Source organism: Streptomyces solincola (assembly GCF_002982015.1).
Taxonomy (GTDB): Bacteria; Actinomycetota; Actinomycetes; order Streptomycetales; family Streptomycetaceae; genus Streptomyces; species Streptomyces solincola.
The window spans coordinates 1-22,261 of the sequence record NZ_PVLV01000089.1 but is presented as its reverse complement, the minus strand read 5'-3'; the positions used below and the strand labels follow the sequence as shown (position 1 = coordinate 22,261).

The 22,261-nt window shown below is 75.8% G+C and carries 6 protein-coding genes; 3 read left to right on the top strand and 3 right to left on the bottom strand.

The annotated features are described in order from the left end of the window. A complete protein-coding gene (locus C6N75_RS06730) occupies nucleotides 1-948 on the bottom strand; it encodes a methionyl-tRNA formyltransferase (RefSeq protein WP_105867924.1) in 948 nt (315 codons plus the stop codon). A gap of 271 nt (nucleotides 949-1,219) precedes the next feature. Between C6N75_RS06730 and C6N75_RS06725 the strand changes: the two genes are divergently transcribed. The 3 genes from C6N75_RS06725 (at nucleotide 1,220) to C6N75_RS06715 (ending at nucleotide 18,497) form a co-directional block, all read left to right on the top strand. Then, nucleotides 1,220-2,572 carry a lysine N(6)-hydroxylase/L-ornithine N(5)-oxygenase family protein gene (locus C6N75_RS06725; RefSeq protein ID WP_105867923.1) on the top strand — a complete coding sequence of 451 codons (1,353 nt, stop codon included), beginning with the start codon at nucleotides 1,220-1,222 and terminating at the stop codon, nucleotides 2,570-2,572. 164 nt (nucleotides 2,573-2,736) lie between these two features. After that, nucleotides 2,737-18,291, top strand: coding sequence for a non-ribosomal peptide synthetase (locus C6N75_RS06720; RefSeq protein WP_105867922.1), 15,555 nt, complete (start codon nucleotides 2,737-2,739; stop codon nucleotides 18,289-18,291). After that, nucleotides 18,288-18,497 (top strand): MbtH family protein, encoded by a 210-nt coding sequence (locus C6N75_RS06715; RefSeq protein ID WP_105867921.1) that lies wholly within the window; start codon nucleotides 18,288-18,290, stop codon nucleotides 18,495-18,497. The genes C6N75_RS06720 and C6N75_RS06715 overlap by 4 nt, the downstream gene beginning before the upstream one ends. Before the next feature lie 90 nt (nucleotides 18,498-18,587). On the opposite strand, the gene C6N75_RS06710 is transcribed toward C6N75_RS06715, so the two are convergent. After that, a complete protein-coding gene (locus C6N75_RS06710; RefSeq protein ID WP_105867932.1) occupies nucleotides 18,588-20,402 on the bottom strand; it encodes an ABC transporter ATP-binding protein in 1,815 nt (604 codons plus the stop codon). Nucleotides 20,403-20,452: 50 nt separating this feature from the next. Then, a complete protein-coding gene (locus C6N75_RS06705; RefSeq protein ID WP_219852850.1) occupies nucleotides 20,453-22,159 on the bottom strand; it encodes an ABC transporter ATP-binding protein in 1,707 nt (568 codons plus the stop codon). Nucleotides 22,160-22,261: the final 102 nt, after the last annotated feature.

Sequence of the window (22,261 nt, the reverse complement as noted above, 5' to 3'; positions counted from 1 at the left end):
TCAGGGGCGGGCGGTGAGGTAGCCGCCCATGGAGGTGAAGTACGCGGTGGCGGGCAGTTCGCGGCCGTCCTCGGTGCGGACGCGGGTGACGGCGAGGCCGCGGTTGCGGCCGGTGCGGGCGTCGGGGCCGGCGACGATGACGACGCCGTCGCCCTCACGGTAGAAGATCCGGCCGGGGGTGCCGCCGTAGCGGGCCTCGGAGACGACGGCGGAGACGATCTCCAGGCGCTTGCCGCGGTGGTGCGTGAAGGCGCTGGGGTACGGGGCGGACTGGGCGCGGACCAGGCGCTCCAGGGTCTCGGCCGGCCAGGTCCAGTCGATCCGGATGTCCTCTTCGGCGCGCTTGTGGAAGAAGGTGGCGTCGGCGCGGTTCTGCGGGGTGAAGCCGGTCTCGCCGGCGGCGATGCGGGCCAGCGCGCCGACGGTGACGGGGGCGATCAGGTCGACCGTCTTGTGGAACAGGTCGGTGGCGGTGTCGGCCGGGCCGACGGCGACCGCCTGCTGGAGCACGATGTCGCCGGCGTCCAACTCGTCGTTCATCATGTGCGCGGTGACGCCCACCTCGCTCTCGCCGTTGATCAGGGCCCAGATCAGCGGGGAGAAGCCGGCGTACTTCGGCAGCAGCGAGTCGTGCACGTTGAGGGTGCCGTGCCGGGGGAGGCCGAAGATGTGCGGGGGGATCCAGGTGCGCCAGTTGTTGGCGACGATGACGTCCGGGTCCGCCTCCTTGAGCTGCGCGAACAGCTCCTCGTCGTCGGGCCGGTTGCGGATGGCGACGGGCACGCCGTGCGCCTCGGCGAGGTCGGCGACCGAGTCGCTCCAGATCTTCTCGTAGGCGTGCTCGCTCTTCGGGTGGGTCACCACCATCACCACGTCGTGCTCGGAGTCCAGGAGCGCCCGCAGGGTGCGGTGGCCCCAGGTCTGGTAACCGAACATGACGACCCGCATGGGGTTCCTCCTAGGCAGAGAGCGACGACAGCAGCGCACAGCAGTACGACAGCGACCATGAGGTTAAGCAAGGCTTACCTTAGACTGCAATGCGCCCCGGGGTGGGGCCCGTTGTCGTGCGGCTTCGGTCCCATGTCCGTTTTGCGGAGTCGACACGGTCCGGACATGAGGTTAGCTTTACCTAAGTTCGGTCGGCCGCGCTGTTGTGGCGCGCCCTCCCCGATCCTCTCCGGCCGCCCCCGCAGGCGGCCGTCCGCACGAACGGAGTGACATGTCGCAGGCTCTTCCCGGTGACGCCCCGGTGATCCACGACCTCGTCGGCATCGGCTTCGGGCCGTCCAACGTCGCGATGGCGATAGCGCTCACCGAGCACAACGCGAAAGTCGGCAGACACCAGGCGGTCACCGCCCACTTCTTCGAGCAGCAGCCCCGCTTCGGCTGGCACCGCGGCATGCTCATCGACGACGCCACCATGCAGGTCTCCTTCCTCAAGGACCTGGTGACGCTGCGCAACCCGGCCAGCGAGTACAGCTTCCTGTGCTACCTGCAGAGCCGCGGACGGCTGATCGACTTCGTCAACCACAAGAACCTCTTCCCGCTGCGGGTGGAGTTCCACGACTACTTCGAGTGGGCCGCCGCCAAGGTCGACGACATGGTCTCCTACGGGCACCAGGTCGTCTCCGTGCGGCCCGTCATCCAGGACGGCGTGATCGAGTACGTCGACGTCACCGCCCGCTCCGCCTCCGGGCTGGTCACCCACCGGGCCCGCAACCTCGTCATCGGCACCGGCCTGCGCCCCCACATGCCCGAGGGCGTGGAGCGCACCGAGCGGATCTGGCACAACTCCGACCTGCTGAAGCGGGTGGACGAGCTGGAGGGCACGGATCCGTCGCGGTTCATCGTGGTGGGGGCCGGCCAGAGCGCCGCGGAGAACGTCGCCTACCTGCACAAGCGCTTCCCCCAGGCCGAGGTGTGCGCGGTGTTCGCGCGCTACGGCTACAGCCCCGCCGACGACTCCAAGTTCGCCAACCGGATCTTCGACCCGGCGGCTGTGGACGAATACTTCACCGCGCCCGGCGAGGTGAAGAACCGGCTGATGGACTACCACGGCAACACCAACTACTCCGTGGTCGACATCGACCTGATCGACGACCTGTACGCCGAGGCGTACCGCGAGAAGGTCCTGGGCGCCGAGCGGCTGCGCTTCCTCAACGTCTCCCGCCTGGACGACGTGGTGGAGACCGCCGACCGGGTCCGTGTGACGGTCGAGTCGCTGGTCTCCGGTGAGAAGACCCCGCTGGACGCCGACGTCGTCGTCTACGCCACCGGCTACCGGCCCGCCGACGCCCTCGGCGTCCTCGGCGACGTGGCCGGCTACTGCCGCCGCGACGAGGACGGCCGGGTCAGCGTGGAGCGCGACTACCGGATCGCCACCGACCCCGCCCTGGCCTGCGGCATCTACCTCCAGGGCGGCACCGAGCACACCCACGGCATCACCTCCTCGCTGCTGTCCAACACCGCGATCCGGGTCGGCGAGATCCTGGACTCCGTGCTGGCCCGCCACCCCGCGCCCGCCGCGGACGCCGCCCGGCGGGTCGCCGACGGGATCGTGACCCCCGGCTGACCGCCGACTGACTCGCCACCTCCTCTCCCGCCAGGCGGCACGACCGCGCCGGCGGGAGAGACGTGCGTCGCCTCCGCGCCGAAGCCCCCCGGGGGACGCGGCGGCCGCACGCCTCCTCGACGCGCTCCCGTGCCAGGCGGGACCAGGGAAAGGCCATCCGCACGATGTTCAACGCCACGCCGAACCGGAGAACCGCCGCCGCCACGCCGCTGACCGGCGGGCAGGCCGGCATCTGGCTTGCCCAGCGGATCGAGCCGGACAGCACGGCCTTCAACGTCTCCTTCACCCTGGAACTGCGCGGGGACGTCGACCCCGACCGCCTGGCCGCCGCCGTACGCCAGGTGGTCGCCGAGGCGGACTGCCTGCACGTCGTCTTCGAGGCCGCCGAGGACGGCGGCGCGCGCCAACTGCCCCGCCGCTTCCCGGCCGACGTCCCCGTCATCGACCTGCGCGGGCACGCCGACCCGGAGGACGCCGCCTGGGAGTGGATGGGCGCCCACCGGGTGCGCCCGCTCGACCTCGCGAGCGGGCCGCTGTTCTCGCACGTGCTGATCCGGCTCGCCGACGACCGGGTGCTCTGGTACCAGACCTACCACCACCTGGTGATCGACGGCGTCAGCATCGGGCTGCTCACCCGCCGGGCCGGCGAGCTCTACACCGGCGGGCGCCCCGCCGCCCCGGTGGACTGGGACCCGGCCCCGCTCGCCGCCTCCGAGCGGGACTACCGCGCCTCCGCCGCGTACGCCGAGGACCGGGCCTACTGGCACGAGCGGATGGCCGGCGGGGTGCGGCCGGCCCGCCTGGTGGAGCCCGGCCGGCGGCTGATCACCCGCCGCTACCGGCGTACCACCGAGGTCTCCGCCGACTCCACCGCGCGGCTCGCCGCCGCCGCCCGGGCCTGCGGGGTGCGGATGTCCGCGCTGCTGGTCGGCGCGGTGGCCGCCTACACGCACCGCACCACCGGCGAGCAGGACCTGGTGCTCGGCCTGCCCGTCACCACCCGCCGGGACCGCGCGGTCGCCGGCCTGCCCGGCATGGTGTCCAACGTGGTGCCGCTGCGGCTGGCCGTGCGCCCCGGCATGACCGTCGCCGAACTCCTCGCGCACACCGCCGAGCGAATCGGCGAGGCCGTCGCCCACAGCCGCTACCGCGCCGAGGACCTCGCCAAGGACCTGGGCCTGGCCGAAGGGGTCGCCGAACTCGTCGGCCCCACCGTCAACGTCCTGCCCGGCACCGACTGGCTGCGCTTCGGCGAGCATGCCTCCGACCTGCGCCCCCAGTGGCTCGGCGCGGTCAGCGACCTGGCGGTGAGCGTGGGGGAGTCCGTACGGGGTGCGGTGCGGGTGCTGTTCGACGCGGACGCCGACCAGTGCACGGAAGGCGAACTCGTCGCCCACCAGGAGCGGTTCCGCGTGCTGCTGGACGCCCTCGCCGAGGACCCCGGGCGACCGGTCGGCCGGCTCGACGTGACCACCGCCGACGAACGCGCCCGGCTGCTGGAGGACTTCGGCGCCTCCCCGAGCGACTCGCCCGAACTGTCCTGGCCGGACGCCTTCGAGGCACAGGTCCGGCGCGCCCCCGGGGCGACCGCCCTGGTCTGCGAGGACCGCGAACTGACCTACGCGGAGCTGGACGCCGCCGCCAACCGGCTGGCCCGGCTGCTCGCCGCCCGCGGGGTCGGCGCTGAGGACGTGGTGGGCGTCGCCCTGCCGCGCTCGCCCGAGCTGGTCGTCGCGCTGCTCGCGGTGATGAAGGCGGGCGCGGCCTACCTGCCGCTGGACGCCGACCACCCGGCGGACCGCCTCGCGTACATGCTCCAGGACGCCGGGGCCCGCACCGTCATCACCGCCGGCGAGGAGGCCGAGGGGCTGCCCGAGGTCCCCGGCGCCGGCCTGCTGCGGCTCGACGAGCCGGCCACCGCCGCCGCGCTCGCCGCGCAGGACCCGGCCCCGCTCGGGCGGGACATCCCGCTGGACCGGGCCGCGTACGTCATCTACACCTCCGGCTCCACCGGCCGCCCCAAGGGCGTGGTCGTCCCGCACGACGGCATCGGCAGCCTGATCGCCACCGCCACCGAGCGCATCGGCATCGGCCCGGACAGCCGGGTCGTGCAGTTCGCCTCCGTCGGCTTCGACGTCACCGTGTGGGACCTGGTGATGTCCCTGTGCGTCGGCGGCCGGATCATCGTGGTGCCCGCCGAGCGCCGGGTCGCCGGCCCCGCCCTCACCGACTACATCGCCCGCCACCGCGCCACCCACATGATCCTGCCGCCGTCACTGGTCGCCGCGCTGCCCCGGGAGTGCGAGCTGCCCGAGGGGGCGGTGCTGGTCGTCGGCACCGAGGCGGTGCCCGGCGAGCTGATCGCCCGCTGGTCCCACCGGCTGCGGATCGTCGTCGCCTACGGACTGACCGAGGCCAGCGTCAACTCCACCCTCTGGCAGGCCCGCCCGGACTGGCAGGGCCCCGTCCCGATCGGCGAGCCCGACCCCAACACCCGCGCCTACGTCCTGGACTCGGCGCTGCGGCCGGTGCCGGTCGGCGCCGAGGGGGAGCTGTACGTCGCCGGGCGCGGCCTCGCCCGCGGCTACCTGGGCCGCGCCGCGCTCACCGCCGAACGGTTCGTCGCCGACCCGTTCGGCGCGCCCGGCTCCCGGATGTACCGCACCGGCGACCGGGTCCGCTGGACGCCGGCCGGCGACCTGGACTTCCTGGGCCGCGCCGACGGCCAGATCAAGATCCGCGGCCACCGCATCGAGCCGGGCGAGGTGGAGAGCGCCCTGATGGCCTGTCCCGGCATCGCCCAGGCCGCCGTGCTGGTCCGCGAGGACCAGCGGTCCGCCAAGCGGCTGGTCGCCTACCTGGTGGCCGACGCACTCCTGGACGAGGCGGGGGCGGAGGCCGCCGTCACCGCGGCCCGCGCCGAGATCGCCCAGCGCCTGCCCGACTATCTGGTGCCCTCCGCCGTGGTCCGCATGGCCGGGGCGCTGCCGCTCACCCCCAACGGCAAGCTCGACGCCCGCGCCCTGCCCGAGCCGCGGTGGACGGAGCTGGCCGGCGCGGCGGCCCCCGCCACCGCCACCGAGGCCGCCCTGGCCGCGCTCGTCGCCGACCTCCTCGGCCTGCCCTCGGTCGGCGTCCACGACAGCTTCTTCGAGCTGGGCGGCGACAGCATCGTCGCCATCCAGCTCGTCACCCGGGCCCGCGCGGCCGGCATCGCTCTCACCCCCCGGGAGGTGTTCCGGCTGCGCACCGTCGCCGCCCTGGCCCGCGCCGCCGACGACGCCCCGGCCGCGCCGGCCGCCGCCGCGCCGCTGCCCCGGCCGTTCTCGCTGGTGCCGCTGACCGCCGAGGACCGGGCCGTGTGCGCCGAGGGCCTCGGCGAACTGCTCGACGTGGTGCCCGCGACACCCTTGCAGGAAGGGTTCTTCTTCCACGCGGCCATGGCCGGCGAGGATGGCGACGGCTCCGGCGGGTACGCCGTGCAGAGCACCGTCGAACTCGGCGGCGACGTCGACCCCGAGGCCCTGCGGACCTCCGTCCAGCGCCTGCTGGACCGCCACCCGCTGCTGCGCGCCGCCTTCCGCCAGCACCCGGACGGCCCCGTCGTGCAGGTCATCGCCGCCGCCACCGCCCTGCCCTGGACCTTCACCGACCTCACCGGCCGGACCGCAGAGCGCCAGGCCGCCGCCGTCCGGGAGACCGCCGCCGCCGAACGCGCCCGCGGCTTCGACCTGGGCGTCCCGCCGCTGCTGCGCGCCGCCCTGGTCCGGCTCGGCCCGGACCGCTCGCTGCTGCTGCTGACCATGCACCACATCGTGGTCGACGGCTGGTCGGTCTCCCTGCTCCTGCGGGAGCTGCTGGACGGCTACCGGCCCGGGGCCACCGCCGAGCAGCGCCCCGCGCCGGACCTCGCCTACCGGGCGTACGCGGGCTGGCTGGCCGCCCGCGACCGCGAAGGGGCCCGTGCCGCCTGGCGCGAGGCGCTGGCCGGGCTCGACGCCGCGCCCACCCTGCCGGTGCGCGCCGGCGCGGCCGACGAGGGCGGCACCGCCCGGATCACCGTGGAGCTGCCCGCCGGCGCCACCTCGGCGCTCACCGCCCGCGCCCGGGAACTGGGCCTGACCCCGGCCACCGTCGTCCAGGGCGTGTTCGGTCTGGCGCTCGGCGACGTGCTGGGCGTCCGGGACCTGGTCATCGGCACCACCGTGGCCGGCCGCCAGGCGCCGGTGGAGGGCGTCGCCACCCTGGTCGGGCTGCTGATCAACACCGTGCCGGCCCGGCTCGGCCTGCGCCCCGAGCAGCCGCTGGCCGAGCTGCTGGCCCGCTTCCAGGAGGGGCAGAGCGAGCTGCTGGACCACCAGCACCTGGGGCTGGCGGACATCCAGCGCACGGCCGGGCGCGGCGAACTGTTCGACGCGCTGGTGGTGGTGGAGAACCTCCCCGAGGCCGGCGAACCCACCGACCCGCAAGGTCTGATCCGCGTCCTGTCCACCGGGACCCGGGACGCCGTGCACTACCCGCTGGCCCTCACCGTGCTGCCCGGTTCCGCGCTCCGCCTCCAGGTGGACCACGACCCGGCCCGGCTGGACGCCCCCGCCGCCGCCCGCTTCGCCGACCGGCTGCGCACCCTGCTGGAGCAGTTCACCGCCGACCCGCACCGCCCGGTCGGCCGCCTCGCCCTCCGGGGCGGCGCCGCCCCCGCCGCGCTCACCGGCCCCGTCCGCCCGCTGCCCGGAGCGACCCTGCACGCGGCCTTCGCCGAGCAGGCCCGGCGCACCCCGGACGCCCTGGCCGTCATCGCCGAGGACGGCCGCACCACGTACGCCGAACTCGACGCCCGAGCCGAGGGACTGGCCCGGCGGCTGGCCGCCCTCGGGGCCGCCGCCGAGTCGGTGGTGGCCGTCGCCGTGCCCCGGTCCACCGGCTCGCTGGTCGCCCTGCTCGCCGTGCTCAAGGCCGGCGCCGCCTTCCTGCCGGTCGACGTGGACCACCCGGCGGACCGGATACGCCATCTGCTGGCCGACTCGGCCGCCCGCACCCTCGTCACCACCGACGCCGCCCTCGCCGCGCTGCCCGCCCTCGACGGCGTCGCCACCGTCCTGCTCGACGGCCCCGAGGCGGCGGCCGCGCCCCCGGCCGGCGTGCTCCCGGCCGTGCACCCGGACAGCGCCGCGTACCTCATGTACACCTCCGGTTCGACCGGGCTGCCCAAGGGCGTGGTGGTCTCCCACCGCGCCCTCGTCGGACAACTGCTCTGGACCGCGGCGGAGTTCGGCTTCGGACCGGGGGAGCGGGTGCTGCACCAGTACGCCGCCGGCTTCGACCCGGCCCTCCAGGAGGTCTTCGTCCCGCTGCTCACCGGCGGCACCGTGGTCGTCGCCCGGCCGGACGGCCACCGCGACCCGGCCTACCTCGCCGCGCTGATCCGCGACGAGCGGGTCACCAACATCGACCTGGTGCCCTCGCTGTACACCGCGCTGCTCGCCGAGGACGTGCCCGGCGCGCCCTGGTGGGCGCATCTGCGCCGCGCCTTCAGCGGCGGCGAGGCGCTGCCCGTGCCGCTCGCCCGGCGCTGGCGCGAGCGCACCGGCGTCCCGCTGCACAACGTGTACGGGCCCACCGAGGCCGTCATCCAGGTCACGAGCTGGCCGGCGGACGCCGAGGCCGAGCCGGCCGCGGCGAGCGTGCCGATCGGCCGCCCGGTGTGGAACACCCGCCTGCACGTCCTCGACCCGTACCTGCGTCCGGTGGCCCCGGGTGAGCCGGGCGAGCTGTACATCGCGGGCGACCAGCTCGCCCGCGGCTACCACGGGCGCGCCGCGCTCACCGCGGAACGCTTCACCGCCGACCCCTTCGGCGCACCCGGCGGGCGGATGTACCGCACCGGGGACATGGTCCGGTTCAGCGGTGACGGTGTGCTCACCTACCTCGGGCGCACCGACCACCAGGTCAAGATCAGGGGAAACCGAGTGGAACCGGGTGAAGTCGAAGCCCGGCTGCGGGACGAGCCGTCCGTCGGCGAGGCGGTGGTCGTCGCCCGTGCCGACGAGCGCGGCGGCCGGCACCTGGTGGCCTACCTCGTGCCGGCCGCCGGCGCCGCCGACGCCTTCGACACCGAGGCGGTGCGCACCGCGCTCGCCGGCTCGCTGCCCGCGCCGCTGGTGCCCAGCCATGTCGTCGCCCTCGACGCGCTGCCCCGCACCCCCGGCGGCAAGACCGACCTGACGGCGCTGCCCGCCCCGGCCGTCCGCCGCCGGGCCGCCCGCACCTCGGGCGAGAGCCGCGCGCGGACGCTGTGCGCCGTCTTCGCCGACGTGCTGGGACTGGACGCGGTCGACCCCGACGAGGACTTCTTCATGCTCGGCGGCGACAGCATCCTGTCCATGACCGTCGCCGCCCGGGCCCGCAAGGCCGGCCTCGCGGTCAGCCCCCGGCAGGTCTTCGAGCACCGCACCCCGGCCGCGCTGGCCGCCGCCCTGGGCGACGCCGACGCGCCGGCCGCGCAGGCCGCCGACACCGACGGCGTCGGCGACCTCACCCTGCTGCCGATCGTCCACCAGCTCCGCGAGGACGGCGGACCCATCGGCCGGTTCAACCTGTCGATGCTGCTCCGCACGCCCGCGAACGTCGAGACCGGCGCCCTCGCCCAGGTCCTCCAGGCCGTGCTCGACCACCACGACGGGCTGCGCCAGCGGCTCACCCGGATGGACCTCGGCCCGGCCGTCCCGGCCCTGTGGTCCGCGACCATCACCCCGACCGGCAGCGTGGACGCCGCCGCCCTGCTGCACCGGGTGGACGCCGCCGGACTGGACGAGGCCGCGCTGCGGACCCTGATCGCCCGCGAGTCGGACGCCGCCGCCGACCGCCTCGACCCCGACGCCGGAACCATGCTCCAGGCCGTCTTCTTCGACGCAGGCCCCGGCCGCAGCGGCCGGCTCCTGCTGGCCGTGCACCACCTGGTCGTCGACGGCGTCTCCTGGCGGGTGCTGCTCGGCGACCTCGCCGCCGCCTGGGACGCCGTCGCCCAGGGCCGCCGCCCCGAGCTCGCCCCCGTCCCCGTCTCGCTGCGCCGCTTCGCCCGGCAGGCCGCCGAACAGGCCACCTCCCCCCAGCGGCAGGCCGAACTCCCCTACTGGGCGCGGGTGCTGGCCCCCGGCGCCGAGCTGGCGCCCGGCGCGGACCGCACCGGCACCGCCGGGCAGTGCCGCGACCACACCGTCACCCTGACCACCGAGGAGACCCGTGCCCTGCTGACCGCCGTCCCCGCCGCGGCCGGCGCCGACGTCACCGAGGTGCTGCTCACCGCCCTGCGGCTGGCCGCCTCCCGCTGGCGGGCCGACCGCGGCGGCGACCCGGCCGCCGACCTGCTGGTGGACCTCGAACGGCACGGCCGCGACGGCGCCGACCTGGACCTCTCCCGCACCGTCGGATGGTTCACCGCCCTGCACCCCGTGCGGCTGCCCGCCGCGGACGGCCCGCTGGAGAGCCTCAAGGCCGTCAAGGAGGCCGTCCGCTCCGCGCCGGACTCCGGCGCTGGCTACGGCATGCTGCGCTACCTCAACCCGCAGCTCGCCCCCGTGTTCGCCCGGCTGGCCACCGCTCAGGTCCTCGTCAACTACTTCGGCCGGCTCCCCGCCGACCAGCACGCCGACTGGGCGCCCGCCGCCGAATCCGACGCGCTGTCCCTCGCGCCGGACGCCGGCCTCGCCATGCCCTACCCGCTCCAGCTCAACGCGGTGACCGCCGACACCCCGGCCGGCCCCGAACTGCGCGCCACCTGGAGCCGGCCGGCCGGCCACGCCCTCGCCGAGGGCGACGTGCGCGCCCTGGCGCTGGCCTGGACCGAGGCGCTGCGCGAGCTGATCGCCCACACGGCGACCGGGGGCGCCGCCCCCGCCCTGACCCCCTCCGACCTGCCGCTGGTCACCCTCACCCAGGCCGAGATCGACCGGGTCCGCGAGGTCAGCCCGGTGCCGGTCGCCGACATCTGGCCGCTCTCCCCGCTCCAGGAGGGCATCCACTTCCACGCCGGCTACGACGCCGACGGCCTGGACGTCTACACCGCCCAGGACTGCTTCGACTTCGACCGGCGGCTCGACGCCGAGAGGCTGCGCGCAGCCTGCGCCGCCCTGCTCGCCCGCCACCCCGCCCTGCGCACCGGCATCACCTCCGACGGGCTGCCCGCCCCCGTGCAGTTCGCCGGCCCGGCCGACGCAGTGCCCGTCCCGCTCACCGAGACCGACCTCACCGGACTCGACCCGCGGCGGCGCGCGGCCCGCCTCACCGAGATCGCCGACGCCGACCGGCTGCGCCGCTTCGACCTGGACCGGCCCCCGCTGTTCCGGCTCCACCTCATCCGGCTCACCGAGCACACCGACCGGTTGATGCTCAGCCACCACCTGGTGGCCTGGGACGGCTGGTCGCAGTCCCTCTTCCTGGGCGAACTGCTCGCCCTGTACGCGGCCGGCGGGGACGCCGCCGCCCTGCCCGCCGCCCCCGGCAGCTACCGCGACTACCTGGCCTGGCTCGCCCGGCAGGACGCCGACGCCGCCCGAGCCGCCTGGCGCACCGTGCTCGCCGGACTCGACGAGCCGACCCTCGTCGCCGGCCGCCGCGGCGGCGACCCGGTCATCCCGCGCCGCCGCACCCTGGACCTCGGCACGGCCCTCAGCGACAGGCTGCGCGAAGGCGCCCGCGCCCACGGCCTCACCGTCAACGCGGTGCTGTCCACCGCCTGGGCGCTGGTGCTGTCCGCCGCCGTCGGCCGCGACGACGTCGTCTTCGGCGCGACCGTCGCCGGCCGCCCCGCCGAGGTGCCCGGCGTCGACACCGCCATCGGCATGTTCCTCAACACCGTGCCCCAGCGGATCACCCTGCGCCCGGCCGAGCCGGTCGGCGACCTGCTGCGCCGGGTGCAGGCCGAGCGCACCGCGCTGATGGACCACGAGTACCTGGGCCTGGCCGAACTCCAGCGGGCCGGCGGGCACCCCGTGCTCTTCGACACCCTGTACGTATTGCAGAACTTCGCCGACGAGGGCGCCTTCCGCGACCTCGCCGACCGGCACGGCATCAGCGGCGTCGGCAGTGTGGACGCCACCCACTACCCGATGACCCTCATCGTCAACCCGGCCGAGAAGGTCCAGGTCAAGCTGGAGTACCGCCCCGACCTGGTCGACGACGGGCAGGCCGCCGCCACCCTGGAGCGCTACCGGGCCCTGGTCGAGCGGTTGCTCGCCGACCTCACCGCCCCGGTCGGCGCCCTGGACCTGCTGCTGCCCGGCGAGCGGGCCGCGCTCAGCGACGCCTGGGCGGCGAGCGAGGCGCCCGTGCCGGACGAGACGGTCGCCGACCTGCTCGCCGCACAGGCCGCCCGCACCCCCGGCGCCGTCGCGCTGGTCTTCGGCGACACCGCCCTGACCTACGCCGAACTCGACGCCCGCATCAACCGGCTGGCCCGGCTGCTGCTGGCCGCCGGGGCCGGCCCCGAGCGCACCGTGGCCCTCGCCCTGCCCCGCTCCATCGAGACGGTCACCGCGCTGTTCGCGGTGCTGCGCACCGGCGCCGCCTACCTCCCGCTGGACCTGGACCACCCGGCCGACCGGCTGCGGATGATGATCGCGGACAGCGGGCCGCTCTGCCTGCTCACCACCACCGCGGTCGCCCCCGCCCTTCGCGGCCCCTCCGGAGCGCTCGCCCCCGAGATCGCGCTCGACGACCCGGACGTGGCCGGCGAACTCGCCTTCCTGCCCGGCGGGGAGATCACCGACGGCGAACGGCCCGCCTTCGCGCCCGGCGTGCCCGGCCGGCTGGAGCACCCGGCGTACGTCATCTACACCTCCGGCTCCACCGGGAAGCCCAAGGGCGTCGTCACCCCCTACCGGGGCCTGACCAACATGCAGCTCAACCACCAGACGGAGGTCTTCGACCCGGCCATCGCCTCGGCCGGCGGCCGCCGGCTGCGCATCGCGCACACCGTATCCTTCGCCTTCGACATGTCCTGGGAGGAACTGCTCTGGCTGGTCGAGGGCCATGAGGTGCACGTCTGCGACGAGGAGCTGCGCCGGGACGCCGAAGCGCTGGTCGCCTACTGCGACGCCCACCGCATCGACGTCGTCAACGTCACCCCCACCTATGCCCAGCTGCTCATCGAGGAGGGCCTGCTCGACCACGACGAGAGCACCGGCCGGCACCGACCCGCCCTCGTGCTGCTCGGCGGCGAGGCCGTCTCCGACACCGTGTGGAGCCGGCTCGCCGGCACCGAGGACACCTACGGCTACAACCTCTACGGCCCCACCGAGTACACGATCAACACCCTCGGCGGCTCCACCGCCGACAGCGCCACCCCCACCGTCGGCCGCCCCATCCGCGCCACCCGCGGCTACGTCCTGGACACCATGCTGCGCCCGGTCCCGCCCGGCTGCCCCGGCGAGCTGTACATCGCCGGCGCGGGCCTGGCCCGCGGCTACCACGACCGCCCCGCACTGACCGCCGAACGGTTCGTCGCCGACCCCTTCGGCGCGCCCGGCGGCCGGATGTACCGCACCGGCGACCTCGTCCGCCAACGCCCGGACGGGCTCATCGACTTCCTGGGCCGCACCGACGACCAGGTCAAGATCCGCGGCTACCGGGTGGAGCCGGCCGAGGTCGCCACCGCGCTCGCCGCCCACCCCGCGGTGGCGCACGCCGCCGTCGTCGTCGGCGAGCACGCCGCCGGAAAGAAGCTGGTCGGCTACGTCGTGCCGGAGGCCGCCGCCGTACGAGGTGAGGAGCTGCTCGACGACCTGCGCGGGCACCTCAGGGCGGCGCTGCCCGACTACATGGTCCCGGCCGCCCTGGTCGCCGTGGACACCCTGCCGCTCACCGTCAACGGCAAGCTCGACGTACGGGCCCTGCCCGCACCCGACTTCACCGGCGGCAGCGCCGGCCGCGCCCCGGCGACCCCGCAGGAGGAGACCCTCGCCGCGCTGTTCGCCGAGATCCTCGGCCTGCCCGCGGACTCCGTCGGGGCCGGCAGCCACTTCTTCGACCTCGGCGGGCACTCCCTGCTCGCCACCCGGCTGATCGCCCGCGCCCGCACCGCGCTCCACGCGGAACTGGCCATCCGCGACCTGTTCGAGGCGCCCACCGTCGCCGAACTCGCCCAGCGCGCCACCGCCGGAGCACACCCCGGCGACCGCCCCGCGCTGGTCGCCGCCGAACGCCCCGCACACCTGCCGCTCTCCCACGCCCAGCAGCGGCTGTGGGTCATCCAGCAGATGGAGGGCACGTCCGCCGCGTACAACTTCCCGCTGGTCATGCGGGTGCGCGGACCGCTCGACACGGACGCCTGGCAGGCCGCGCTGAGCGATGTCACCGACCGGCACGAGGCGCTGCGCACCCTGTTCACCGAGGTCGACGGGCAGGTGCTCCAGCGGGTGCTGCCGGCCGGCTCCGCCCAGGCCCGCCCGCCGGTGGAGCACCGGCCCGCCACCGAGGAGCGCATCGCGGCCCTGGTGGACGCCGCCGTGGCCCGGCCCTTCGACCTCTCCGGCGAACTGCCGCTGCGGGTCACCGTGTTCCAGGTGACGCCCGAGGACCACGTGGTGGTGATCCTGCTGCACCACATCACCACCGACGAGTGGTCCGACCGGCCCTTCCTGCGCGACCTGGCCGAGGCGTACGCCGCCCGCCGCTCCGGCCGCGCCCCCGCCTGGCAGCCGCTGCCCGTGCAGTACGCCGACTACGCGCTCTGGCAGCACGCCCTGCTCGGCGACCCGGCCGACCGGAGCAGCCTGGCCGCGCGCCAACTGGCCTACTGGCACAGTGCCCTGGACGGCGCACCCGAGGAGCTGGAGCTGCCCGCCGACCGGCCCCGGCCGGCCCGCCCCGCCTTCACCGGCGGAGAGCTGGACCTCGTCTTCGACCCGGCGGTCCACGCCGACCTGCGCGCCCTGGCCCGCGAGCACGGCGTCAGCATGTTCATGGTGGTGCAGGCGGCCGTCGCCACCCTGCTGCACCGGCTCGGCGCGGGCGCCGACATCCCCCTCGGCTCGCCCATCGCCGGCCGCGGCGACCAGGCCCTGGACGACCTCGTCGGCTTCTTCGTCAACACCCTGGTGCTGCGCACCGACCTGACCGGCGACCCCTCCTTCGACGCACTCCTCGCCCGGGTCCGCGCCACCGACCTGGCCGCCTTCTCGCACGCCGACGTGCCCTTCGAGGCGGTCGTGGAGAAGCTCAACCCGACCCGCTCACTGGCCCGCAACCCGCTGTTCCAGGTGATGGTCGGCTACCACGCCCGCACCGACGACACCCTGCGCCTCGCGGACCTGGCCGTCGAGCCCGTGCCCTTCCGCGTCCGCTCCGCCAAGTTCGACCTGGTGTTCAGCTTCACCGAGCAGACCGGCTCCGACGGCGACTCACTGGCCTGCCGACTGGAGTTCGCCGACGAGCTGTTCGACCGGGAGACCGCCGAGCTGATCGGGGCCCGGCTGACCGCGCTGACCGCCGCCCTCGCCGCCGAACCCGGCCGACCGGTGTCCGCCGCCCCACTGCTGGTCGGCGACGAACGCCGGCTGGTGCTCGACCGGTTCAACGGCACACCGCGCCCGGTGGACGAGCTGCCGCTGACCGCCCTGTTCGCCCGGCACGTCGCCGAGCGGCCCGACGCCGCCGCCGTCGTCGACCGCGCCGCCGCCACCGGCTACGCCGCCCTCGACGCCCGCGCCAACCGCATCGCCCACCTGCTGGCCGCCCGCGGGGTGCGCGCCGAGAGCGTGGTCGGCGTGGCCGTGCCCCGCTCCACCGACATGATCGCCACCGTGCTCGCCGTGCTGAAGCTCGGCGCGGCCTTCCTGCCGCTGGACCTGGTCCACCCCGCCGACCGGCTCGCCTACATGATCGCGGACTCCGGGGCCGCGCTGGTCGTCGGCGCCGAGACCGTCGCGGGAAAGATCCCCGGCACCGGTACGCCGCTGCTGCTCCTCGACGAGGCCGGCACAGCCGCCGAACTGGAGCGGCAGCCGGACACCGCGCCGCCCGCCGGGCCCGTCACCCTCGACCAGGCCGCGTACGTCATCTACACCTCCGGCTCCACCGGCCGCCCCAAGGGCGTCGTCGTCCCGCACGACGGCATCGCCAGCCTCGTCGCCACCGCCGTCGACCGGATGGGCCTGGCGCCCGGCAGCACCGTGCTTCAGTTCGCCTCCATCGGCTTCGACGTCTTCGTCTTCGAGCTGGTCATGGCGGTGTGCCACGGCGGCACGCTGGTGCTGATCACCGACGAGGCCCGGGTCGCCGGACCGGCGCTCACCGACTTCCTCGCCGAACACCGGATCACCCACATGATCCTGCCCCCCTCGCTGGTCTCCGCGCTGCCCGCCGGCTGCACGCTGCCCGAGGGCTCCACCGTCCTGGTCGGCACCGAGACCGTCCCGCCGGACCTCTTCGAGCGCTTCGGCGACCACGCCGACCTGATCTGCGCCTACGGACTGACCGAGGCCACCGTCAACTCCACCCTCTGGCGCTCCCGGGACGCCGCCCCGCGCCCCGGCGCGCGCGTGCCGATCGGCGTCCCCGACCCCAACACCCTCGCCTACGTGCTCGACGACCGGCTCCAGCCCGTGCCGCCCGGCGTCGTCGGCGAGCTGTACATCGCCGGGCGCGGCCTGGCCCGCGGCTACCTCGGCCGGCACGCGCTGACCGCCGAACGGTTCGTCGCCGACCCGTTCGGCGCGCCGGGCAGCCGGATGTACCGCACCGGCGACCGGGCCCGCTGGCGGCGCGACGGAAACCTCGACTTCCTCGGCCGGGTCGACACCCAGGTCAAGGTCCGCGGCTTCCGCATCGAACTGGGCGAGATCGAGGCCGCGCTCACCGCGCACCCGGCCATCGGCCAGGCCACCGTCGTCGCCGACCGGGCCGCCGACATCGTCCGCCTCGTCGGCTACGCCGTGCCCGACGGCGACCGGCCGATCGACCCGCGCGAGGTGCGCGCCCACCTGGCCGGGCTGCTGCCCGAGTACATGGTGCCCGCGCTCGTCGTCCCCCTGGACGGCCCGCTGCCGCTGACCCCCAACGGCAAGCTCGACCAGCGCGCGCTGCCCGCACCCGACTGGACCGCTATGACCGGCGCGGCCCGGCCCGAGGGCGCCACCCAGGAGAAGCTGGCCGCCCTGTTCGCCGAGATCCTCCAGCTCGACGAGGTCGGCGCGCACGACGACTTCTTCTCCCTCGGCGGCCACTCCATGGCCTCCATGCGCCTGCTCGGCCGCATCCGCACCGAGTGCGGGGTCGAACTCGGCATCCGGGACGTCTTCGACGCCCTCACCGTGGCCGGCCTGGCCGCCAAGGTCGACGCCGCCGCGGCGGGCGCCGGCCGGCCCGTCCTGCGTGCGGGCGCCCCGGCCCCCGCCGCCGGCCGGCCGGCCGCACCCGCCCCCGTGCAGCTCCGGCAGTGGTCGGCGCACCGGCGCTGGGACGATCAGGGCGGTTCCGGCTTCGACCACGGGCTGGTGCTCCGCTCGCCCGGCGCCCTCGACCCGGCCGCCTTGGCCGCCGCGCTGGACGACGTGGTCGGCCGCCACGAGCCGCTGCGCACCCGCTTCACCGACGAGGACGGCGTGCTGCTCCGGCACCCCGCCGCCCGCCCCGCCCTGGCCTTCGAGGAATGCGCCGACCTCGACGCGCGGATCGCCGAGCTCGCCGCACTCCACCCGGACCTGACCGAGGAGGCCCCGCTGCGGGCCACCCTGCTCACCGGCCCGTCCGGAGACCAGGCACTGCTGCTGACCGCCCACTACCTCGCCGTGGACGAGTGGTCGGTGGTGCCGCTGTTCCGCGACCTCGGCGACGCCTACACGGCCCGGAGCCAGGGCCGGTCGCCGGACTGGGCGCCGCTGCCCGTCGCCTACGCCGACTACGCGGCCTGGGCCCGGGAGACCGTCGGCGACCTCGCCGACCCGGCGGGCCCCGGCGCCCGGCAACTCGCCTGGTGGCAGCGGAACCTGGCCGGCGTCCCGCCGTTGCTGCACCTGCCCGCCGACCGGCCCCGGCCCCTCGCCCCGGCGGTCCGCGGACCGGGCGGCGACCACGTCTCCTTCGTCCTGGACGAGCGGCTGCACGCGGACGTGGACCGGCTCGCCCGCGCCACCGGCACCAGCATGTTCATGGTGCTGCACGCCGCCCTGTCGACACTGCTCACCGCGCACGGCGCGGGCAGCGACCTGCCGATCGGCACCATGGTCGCCGGCCGCGGCGACGAACGCCTCGCCGACCTGGTCGGCTGCCTGTTCAACACGGTGGTGCTGCGCACCGACACCGGCGGCGACCCCGCCTTCGCCGAACTGCTCGGCCGGGTGCGGGAGACCACGCTCAGCGCCCTGGACCACCAGGACGTGCCGTTCGAAGCGGTCGTCCGCGCCACCGACCTGCCCGCCGACGGCCCGCAGGTCATGGTGATCCACCACGAGCAGGCCGACCTCGCCACCCTGGAAGGCGGCCTCGGCTCCTTCCATGCGGTGCCCACCGGATCGGCCCAGGCCGAGCTGACCCTCAGCTTCTACGAGCCGCGCGGCGACGGCCCCGTGCACTGCGAGCTGATCCACGCCACCGACCTGCTCGGCCCGGCCAAGGCCCGCCGACTGGCCGAGGAGTTCCAGCGGCTGCTGCGCCGGGCGGTGGCCGACCCCGCGCTGCCGCTCTCCGAGCTGTCCACCACCCACAGGAGTGAGAAGGCATGACCACCAACCCGTTCGACGATCCCCAGGGCCGCTTCCTGGTGCTGGTCAACGACGAGAACCAGCACTCCGTGTGGCCGTCGTTCGCCGAGGTGCCGGCGGGCTGGCGCACCGTCTTCGGCGAGGACACCCGGGACGCCTGCCTCGGTTACGTGGAGACCCACTGGACCGACCTGCGCCCGGCGAGCCTGGCCGCCCGGCAGGACTGACCAGGCGGTCACCGGCGGCGCAACGGGAACGGCGCCGCCCGCGGCGGGGGAGAGCCCCCACCGGGGGCGGCGCCGTCGCCGTACCCGGAGCTACGGGGCCGGGTCCTCGGGACCGCGCCCCTCCGGCTCCGGCGTCTCCGGCCGGCCGGCGGACCAGGCGGCCCACAGGGCGGCGTACCGCCCGCCGGCGGCGACCAGTTCGCCGTGCGCGCCGGTCTCGGCGACCCGGCCCTCGTCCAGGACGACGATCCGGTCGGCGGTGGCGGCCTGCGGCAGCCGGTGCGCCACCATCAGGCCGGTGCGCCCCTCCAGGGCCCGCAGCGCCGCCGCCTCCAGGACGCGCGCCCCCGCGCTGCCGGCGTCGGCGGTGGCCTCGTCCAGGATCGCTATCGCCGGGTCGGCGAGCACCAGCCGGGCCAGTGCCAGATGCTGGGCCTGGGCCACCGTCAGCCGGTGGCCGCCCTCGCCGACGACCGTGTCCAGTCCCTCCGGCAGCGCCAGCGCCCAGTCCAGGGCGCCGACCTTCGCCAGCGCCGCGCGCAGCTCCTCGTCACCGGCGTCCGGCCGGGCCAGCCGCAGGTCCTCGCAGAGCGGCCCGGCGAAGACGTGCACCTCCTGGCTGACCAGCGTCACCGCCCGGCGCACCCCGGCCGGGCCCAGCTCCCGGGTGTCCACACCGCCCAGCACGATCGCGCCCCCGGACGGTTCGTGCACCCCGGCCACCAGCTTGGCGAGCGTCGTCTTGCCGGCGCCGCTCGCGCCGACCAGGGCCACCCGCTCCCCGCTGCCCACCGACAGGTCCACCTCGCGCAGCACCGGGTGCCCGGCGACGTACGCGTGGCTCAGCCCGTGCGCCTTGACCGAGCCGTCCACCGGCACGGCCCGCTCCTCGGGCTCCCGCTCGGCCGGCAGGTCGCAGACGCCGACCAGGCGGGCCAGGCTCGCGCCGGCGGACTGGGCCTCGTCGATGAGGAACAGCGCGGCGTTGACCGGGTTGAAGAGGCTGTGGAAGTACAAGGCGGCCGCGGTGGCCGTGCCGATGCTCGCCGAACCGTCGCCGACCAGCCAGTACCCGGTGGCCAGCACCGCCGTCAGGCCGATGAACTCCGCGGCGTTCAGCCGGGAGAAGAAGCCGGACACCAGGCGGATGCCGCGCAGGGCCAGGCCCACGGCCTCCTCCGAGCGCCGCTCCAGCAGCGTGGCGTGGCTGCCGGCCAGCCGGAACGCGCGGACCGTGCGCACCCCGCCGACGCTGTCGATCAACTGGTGCTGGAGGGCGCCGGCGGCCACCCGGTGCGCGGCGTACACCGAGGCGGCGCGCGGGATGTACCAGCGTACGGAGAGGACGTGGACGGGGACGGCCAGCAGCACCGCGACGAGGAAGCGCCAGTCCAGCACGGCCAGTCCGGCCAGCGTCAGCACGATGGTGAGCAGCGCGCCGGCGAACTCCGGCAGCGCCTGGCGCACGCCCTTGGCGATGACCGACACGTCGTTGGTCACCCGCGAGGTGAGGTCGCCCGACCCGGCCTGCTCGACGCGCTCCAGCGGCAGCCGCAGCGCCCGGGCGACGAACCGCTCGCGCAGGTCGGCCAGGACCGTCTCGCCGAGCCGGGCCACCAGGGAGCCGCCCGCCGCGGTGGCCACGCCGCGCGCCACCGCCACCGCGAGCAGCAGGCCCATCGGCAGCAGCAGCGCCTGCGCGCCGCGCCGGGCGACGACCAGGTCCACGATCCAGCCGAGCAGCGGCGCGGTCAGCAGACCGATCCCGGTGCCCAGCACCAGCACCGTGAGCGCCGAGACCGCCGGCAGCCTGTGGCCGCGCAGCAGCACGCCGAGCGCGGCGAGGGTCTGCGCCCCGGTCGCCGTGGGCAGCAGTTCGCGGTCCGCGCCGCCCGATCCGCTCATCTTCCGTCCCTCGTCGTTCCGCTCGCCGCCGCCGCCGTCTTCGTGCTTCTTCATGCCAACACCACCGAGCGGTAGGCGGCGTCCGCGGCGAGCAGCTCCCGGTGGCGGCCGTCGGCGCCGGCCGTGCCGCCGTCCAGCACCACCACCCGGTCGGTCTCGGCGAGCAGCGCCGGGCTGGTGGTGACCAGCACAGTGGTGCGGCCGGGCCGCAGCCGCCGCAGCCCCGCGGCGATCCGCGACTCGGTGACCGTGTCCACGGCGGTGGTCGGGTCGTGCAGCACCAGCACCGGGGGGTCGGCGGCCAGCGCCCGGGCCAGCGCGACGCGCTGACGCTGCCCGCCGGAGAGCGAACGGCCGCGCTCGGCCAGCACGGTGTCCACGCCGTGCGGCAGCGCGCCCGCCACGTCGTCCGCGGCCGAGGCGGCCAGCGCCGGACCGGTGTCCGCGCCGTCCGCCGCGGCGGCCCGGACGTTGTCCAGCAGGCTGCCCTCGAACAGGTCCGCGTCATGGTGCGCGACCAGGATCGCCCGGCGGGCCTCGTCCGGATCCAGCGCGGTCAGCGCCACCCCGTCCAGCTCGACCGCCCCGGCCTCCGGGTCGGTCTCGCGGCCCAGGCAGCGCAACAGGTCGGCGGCGGCCGCCGGGTCGGCCGCGACCACGCCGACCAGCGTGCCGGGGGCCACGTCCAGGTCCAGCCCGCGCAGCGCCCCGTGGGTGACGCCGCGCAGCCGGAGCCCGCCGGCCAACGGGCTCGGCAGCGCGGCCGTGCCCGCGGCGACCGCGGGCGGCGAGGCGAGCACCGCGGCGATCCGGTCCGCCGAGGCGCGGCCCTGCGCGAACTCGCCGTTGACGTAGGTGAGGAGCTGGAAGGGGCCCAGCAGGTACTGGGCGAGGCCGACGGCCGCCACGAGCTGCCCGACGGTGATCGAGCCGCGCATCGCCAGGTGCGCGCCGACCAGGGCGATCAGCGCAATGAACAAGCCGGTCAGGGCGAGGATCGCCCCGTCGTGCCAGGCCCTGCTGCGGGCCGCGCGCAGCGCCGCGGCCAGCGAGTCCCGGCTGGTGCGGCGGTACCGGGAGACCGCGGCGGCCTCCGCGCCCATGCCCTTGAGCACCCGCAGCCCCGCGACGAGGTCGGCGGCGACGCCCGAGGCGTGCGCGGCCCGCTCCTGCTCGACCTCGCTGCGCCGCTCCAGCGGCCGGCTGATCAGATGCCCCGCCCACAGCAGCGGCGGGACGCCGAGCAGCACCAGCAGGCCCAGCGGCACCGACACCCGCAGCAGCGCGACCGCGCTGACGACCAGTCCGGCCAGCGCGGACAGCGCGTACGTCACCGCGGCGGCGACCGCGCCGACCCGGGTGGCGTCGCCGGTGGCGACGGCGGTCAGCGCCCCGGGCAGCCGCCCCCGGTCGGCCCCGCCGCGCGGGTCCAGCACCTTGGCGCCCAGGGTGAGCCGCAGCCGGTGCGCGGCGTGCTCGGCCGAACCGTCGGTGATCCGGGCGGCGGTCCGGTAGCAGGTGGACAGCACCAGGAAGAGCACGGCGAGCACCAGCAGCCAGCGCAGCAGCGCCCCGGCCGAGCCGGTGGACACCGCCTGGTCGATGACGGCGCCGATGACCACCGGCACCAAGGCCTCGCAGCCCTGGTGGGCCATGCCGAGGACCGACGCCGAGGCGATTCGGCGGCGCTGGCCCCGGATCGCCTCGCGGAGCACACTGCTCCCGGTCGGTCCGGCGGCCGGTGCTCCGTCTGGCATCCGGTCCTCCGCGGGTAGGGGCGACCCTCCGTGAAAGGGTCGAAAAGTAAGGTGAGGCAACTCTAAGCTCCGCCACTGACAGCGCCCCCGCCCGCCCCGGCC